Below are 4510 nucleotides of genomic sequence, written 5' to 3'. Positions count from 1 at the left end.
TTATATAGGCTGAAGACTCCATGAGTCAGAAAAAAGAGGGCGTTTTATCTTTTGAGGAAGTCATGAAGGATTTCTACCACGTTGCATGTATGAAAAACAATGGGATTCAATGGATGGTCAGCAATGACAGTGTTTTTGACCGCTTTCAAGGCATTCGTCGAATGAATCCCTTGAAATCTTAACAGTCGAAAGGAGCGAGTATGAGTCAAAAAGGGATTGAACAATTGATTGGGAAGGCGTTGTCAGACAAGCAGTTTTTGGATGGGTTTCTCAAGGATCCGGAAGCGAAGATCAAAGAGACCGGGTTAGACGTATCGTCTGAAGAATTAAGTCAAATCAAGAAAATCAGTCCAGAGAAGGCACGGGGTTTTTCTCAAACCTTTGCAAAAGAGTTTTACGACCGTAAACAGCAGGCAATGTAAAGAGTGAAAGGAGGTGTGACTGTTGAAAGGGGCAGGTTTAATCGAGTCAAAAATACCCCTTGTCCATGTTCAAAGATTTTTAAACCGTTTTCATCATCCTGTGTCGCGTTTGTTTTCGAGAGCCCTCTCGACTTGGCTCTCATTGGATTTTAAGATTCAAAATGTAGATCAGAGAATAAGTTGGATTTATGCAAAAACGGGTTGGGTTTTGTTTCATAAAGTGTTTATTGATGCCTCGCTTGTCTTGGGGGGATGGGCCACTTTCCTGTTTGTAAAATCTTTCGTGTGTCTACACTATACCCCTGCCTCTTTTTTAGATGCGCCTTGGAAATGGCTGGTCGCCTATTTGATTCTCATTCCTGTGATTCCCATTCATGAGTTGGCGCATGCCCTCACCACCAAGCATTTTGGTTATCGGGTGCGAGATTTTGGATTCACCCTTCTTCATCATGTGCTCCCTGTTTTTTATGCGGATGTGACCGATATCTGGATGGCGAGCGCCCATGTGAGAATGAAGGTGGCTTTTGCAGGACCTTATTCAAGCTGGCTTTTGGGTTCATTGGCTGTTTTAGCTTCTCTTTTTTTTCCGAGATATGAATTTATATTTTATTTGTTTGCCTTTAATTGCTATGTGGGGACATTGATCAATCTTTATCCCTTTCTTTTTCTGGAAATGGATGGGTATTATATTCTGATTGATCTTTTAAAATTTCCCCATCTGAGGAAAGAGGCGATACATGCCTTGAAAAATATTTCTTCTTTTGGAAGAGAAAAAAAACAGGGGATTCCCCTGGCCTATGGACTGATTTCGATTGTCTCGATCGGTTTGATCTTGACCTACAGTATCTGGAGTTTCTTGAATGGAAAAATCTGATTCTCCCTCGGCCTTTTTTGATACATGCTCTTTGACCTCTCAATGGACTTTGCAGGAAAAAGAGGCCTTTTCCAAAATGGTGACTCTTCAGTTGTTCAAGGCAAAAAAAGTGGTTTTTTGGGAAGGGGATCGAGAGTCTAAAATGTATTTTGTGAAATCCGGATCGGTGGTGGTGAGTAAAAAGGTGAAAGGGGATGTTGAAGAGGTTCTGGCTCGATTTGGGGTAGGCGATTTTTTTGGGGAACTTTCTCTCGTGGATGACAGTCCTCGGTCTGCGACCGTTCAAACAGAGGTCCAGAGTGTGCTTCTCATTCTAGAAAAAGAGAAATTAGCGGATATTGAAAGAGAGTTGCCACATCTAGCATCTCAATTTTACCGTTTGTTATTGAAAGAACTGGTGAATCGTCTGCGAAAGACGACCGAAAAGCTTCAAGAGGCCGTGATTTGGGGGTTGGAGGCCACTTCGTTGGGAGAAGAATTGGATGATGAATAGCATTTCTCCTTCTTTTTTGTTTGCGTTCAAGTCCTTACTTCATGATCGGGTGAAGGCTATTGCAGCTATCTTAGGGATCTCGTTTTCGGTATTGCTGTCTTTAATCCAGACAGGGATGTATTTGGGATATATGGAGAATGCCTCCAGTGTGATTGATCATTCTACGGCAGATCTTTGGGTCATGAAACAAGGAACCGAAAATTTCGATGTTGCCCAGGCGATGGATGAGCGCTATTACTACAAGGTTTACAGTATTTCGGGAGTGGCTAGGGTAGAAAAAATGATTTTGGGAGGGACGTTTTGGAAGACACCCAAAGGAGGTTTTGAGGGACCTCAAGTGATTGGACTTGAGCGAGATCCCCAGATGCTAAGGCCTTGGAATATCGTTGAGGGATCTTTTGAAGTTTTGGAGAAAGAACGTTCGGTCATCATGGATCGTACCGATATGAAAAAATTAGGGGTGGAAGGTCTGGGACATCGTACTGAAATGTGGGGTCAGAGGGCCACGGTGAGGGGTTTTACCGAAGGGATTCGTTCTTTTATCACGGCTCCTGTTGTTTTTACTTCTCTTAAAGATGCACGGCGTTTTTGTCATTTGGAAGAAAATCAAGTTGTTTACTTATTGGTAAAATTGGATTCTCAAGCCTCTCCCGAAAGAGTCAAAAAAGAGATGAAAGAAGGGGTTAAAAACATTGATGTTTACACGCGTCAGGAATTTAGTGCTCGTACGAGAAATTATTGGTCCAGGACCACGGGGGTGGGGGTCGCCCTTTTCACTTCAGCTTTTATGGGGATGGTAATCGGGGTCGGGGTTGTTTCCTTGACTCTTTACATGTCGATCAGCGATCATTTGAAGGAGTATGGAACATTGAAGGCGGTAGGCGTGAGCAATCAAAGGGTCATCACCCTAATTGGTTATCAATCGCTTCTACTGGGATTTCTGGGATGTCTGTTGGGGTATGGAGCGACTTGGATACTGACGCGAGGGATTGTCGCATCTGGGATTAATGTCATCTTACCAGCGAAAACAGTGACAACCCTTTTATCTATGATTCTTCTTTTATGCTACTTGTCATCCTTTTTGGCTGTGCGTAAGGTTCTTAAACTGGAGCCGATCTTGGTGTTTCAACGATGAGGCCTCTCATTAGGTTTGAAAAGGTGAGTAAGACCTATGGTTCGGATGAGGCTGTGGTGCATGCCTTGAGGCAAATCACGTTTACGTTGATGCCGGGCGAACGTGTTTTGATTGTGGGACCGTCTGGGAGTGGTAAAACGACCTTCTTATCCATTTTGGGCTGTCTTTTAAGGGCGAGTTCGGGACAAATACATGTAGGGGATCAGGATATCACTAAAAATAGTGAGAAGGATTTGGCTTTGATTCGAGCCTTTTATTTTGGTTTTGTTTTTCAGGACCCTCATCTTTTTGATGCATTGAATGCCCTTGAGAATGTGGCGTTGATATTGCAATTAAAAAAAGGGGCTAAAGCAGATTCCTTTAAGGAAGCAGAGCATCTTCTAGAACGTGTTCATGTGGCGCATCGAAAAAAAGCCATGTCGAATCATCTTTCCGGAGGGGAAAAACAAAGGGTTGCCATTGCTCGGGCCTTGGCTGGTAATCCCCCCATCCTTTTGGCGGATGAACCTACGGGGGCTTTGGATACGCATACGGCCATGGAAGTCATGGAGCTTTTGGATGAATTGACCACTCAAGAAGGGCATGCCTTGGTGGTGGTGACACATGATTTGAGATTAGAAAAATTTGCAGATCACATTATCAAAATTCAGGATGGACAGATGGTGAATGGTTGAAAGGAAACTTAATGGACTCAAAAAATTTTAAGAAGCCCTGGTTCTGGGCGGTTGGACTCCTCTTTGGGACGTTACTCTATTTTCTCTGGCCGAAAGCGAAACTTGAAAAAGATCAGATGATCAAACCTCCTTTAAATATGAGTATGGTCATCCCAGGAAAAGTGGAATCGGTTTCCCAAGAAATTCAGCTTTCTTTTGACCGGCCCGGAACGATTCAGAAAATTTATGTCAAAGAGAGAGATGAGGTGAAAGCCGGCCAGCTTATTTCAGAATTAGTACATGATGATTTAGAGGCACAAGTGGAGGTTGCAACCGCTGCCGTTGAGGAAAGCCAGGCCAATATTCAACTCCTTGAGACAGAGGAGACGTACATGAAGGATCGGTTGGCGCGTCGGGAACAATTGGGAACTGTTGTGAGTCAGGAGGATTTGGAACAGGCCAAAATTGAATTCGATCAGGCTTCTGGAAAACGGGCAAGTTCAAGGGCCCTTTTGAAAGTGAAGGAGGGAGAGCTTCAGGTCGCCAGGGCAAATTTAAGCAAGGTTTTTTTAAAAGCTCCCATAGATGGACGGGTTGTCAGAGTTCCTGCTCAGGAAGGGGAAACCGTGATGACGGCCGTAGAGCCCCAGCCTATCGCAATTTTAGCGGATATGCAACATTTGCGCATTCGAGCAGAGGTAGATGAGGCAAGGATTCGGGAGGTGAAGGTGGGTGCAAAGGCCTGGGTGAGTGCAGAAGCTTTTTCGCATGAACGTGTCCCTGCCACGGTAATTCAAATTCTGGATATCATGGGACAAAATAAAATTCAGTCAGAAGATCCCAAGGCCAAGGAGGACACGAGCGTTTTAGAGGTGATGCTAGACGTCGAAAAAAAAGAATTTCTTAAATTGGGACTCCGTGTGGATGTGACGA

General features: G+C 44.0%; 7 protein-coding genes. All 7 read left to right on the top strand.

All coding sequences use genetic code 11. The annotated features are described in order from the left end of the window. Window positions 1–20: 20 nt before the first annotated feature. Window positions 21–182 carry a hypothetical protein gene (locus tag HYS07_01690; protein MBI1869886.1) on the top strand — a complete coding sequence of 54 codons (162 nt, stop codon included), beginning with the start codon at window positions 21–23 and terminating at the stop codon, window positions 180–182. A gap of 18 nt (window positions 183–200) precedes the next feature. Then, on the top strand, window positions 201–422 hold the full coding sequence (locus HYS07_01685; GenBank protein ID MBI1869885.1) for a hypothetical protein: 222 nt from the start codon (window positions 201–203) through the stop codon (window positions 420–422). A 22-nt stretch (window positions 423–444) separates the two neighbouring features. Next, window positions 445–1296, top strand: coding sequence for a hypothetical protein (locus HYS07_01680; GenBank protein ID MBI1869884.1), 852 nt, complete (start codon window positions 445–447; stop codon window positions 1294–1296). Continuing rightward, complete coding sequence (locus HYS07_01675; GenBank protein MBI1869883.1) at window positions 1283–1789, top strand: cyclic nucleotide-binding domain-containing protein; 507 nt, start codon at window positions 1283–1285, stop codon at window positions 1787–1789. The genes HYS07_01680 and HYS07_01675 overlap by 14 nt, the downstream gene beginning before the upstream one ends. Then, window positions 1779–2924 (top strand): ABC transporter permease, encoded by a 1146-nt coding sequence (locus HYS07_01670; GenBank protein ID MBI1869882.1) that lies wholly within the window; start codon window positions 1779–1781, stop codon window positions 2922–2924. Before HYS07_01675 ends, HYS07_01670 begins: the two co-directional genes overlap by 11 nt. Beyond that, the gene (locus tag HYS07_01665; GenBank protein MBI1869881.1) at window positions 2921–3598 is read left to right on the top strand and encodes an ABC transporter ATP-binding protein; all 678 of its coding nucleotides are present in this window, start codon (window positions 2921–2923) and stop codon (window positions 3596–3598) included. Before HYS07_01670 ends, HYS07_01665 begins: the two co-directional genes overlap by 4 nt. An 11-nt stretch (window positions 3599–3609) precedes the next feature. Further along, on the top strand, window positions 3610–4510 hold a 901-nt coding region (locus tag HYS07_01660), incomplete at its 3' end, for an HlyD family efflux transporter periplasmic adaptor subunit (GenBank protein ID MBI1869880.1).

The organism is Chlamydiota bacterium (assembly GCA_016178055.1).
GTDB lineage: Bacteria > Auribacterota > JACPWU01 > JACPWU01 > JACPWU01 > JACOUC01.
The sequence above is the reverse complement of the archived record's forward strand: the minus strand, read 5'-3'. Positions and strand labels throughout refer to the sequence as shown.

Bases quoted from the DNA above. Each gene is read 5' to 3' on its own strand.
- HYS07_01690 (MBI1869886.1), top strand. From the start codon at position 21: ATGAGTCAGAAAAAAGAGGGCGTTTTATCTTTTGAGGAAGTCATGAAG.
- HYS07_01685 (MBI1869885.1), top strand. From the start codon at position 201: ATGAGTCAAAAAGGGATTGAACAATTGATTGGGAAGGCGTTGTCAGAC.
- HYS07_01675 (MBI1869883.1), top strand. From the start codon at position 1,283: ATGGAAAAATCTGATTCTCCCTCGGCCTTTTTTGATACATGCTCTTTG.
- HYS07_01670 (MBI1869882.1), top strand. From the start codon at position 1,779: ATGATGAATAGCATTTCTCCTTCTTTTTTGTTTGCGTTCAAGTCCTTA.
- HYS07_01665 (MBI1869881.1), top strand. From the start codon at position 2,921: ATGAGGCCTCTCATTAGGTTTGAAAAGGTGAGTAAGACCTATGGTTCG.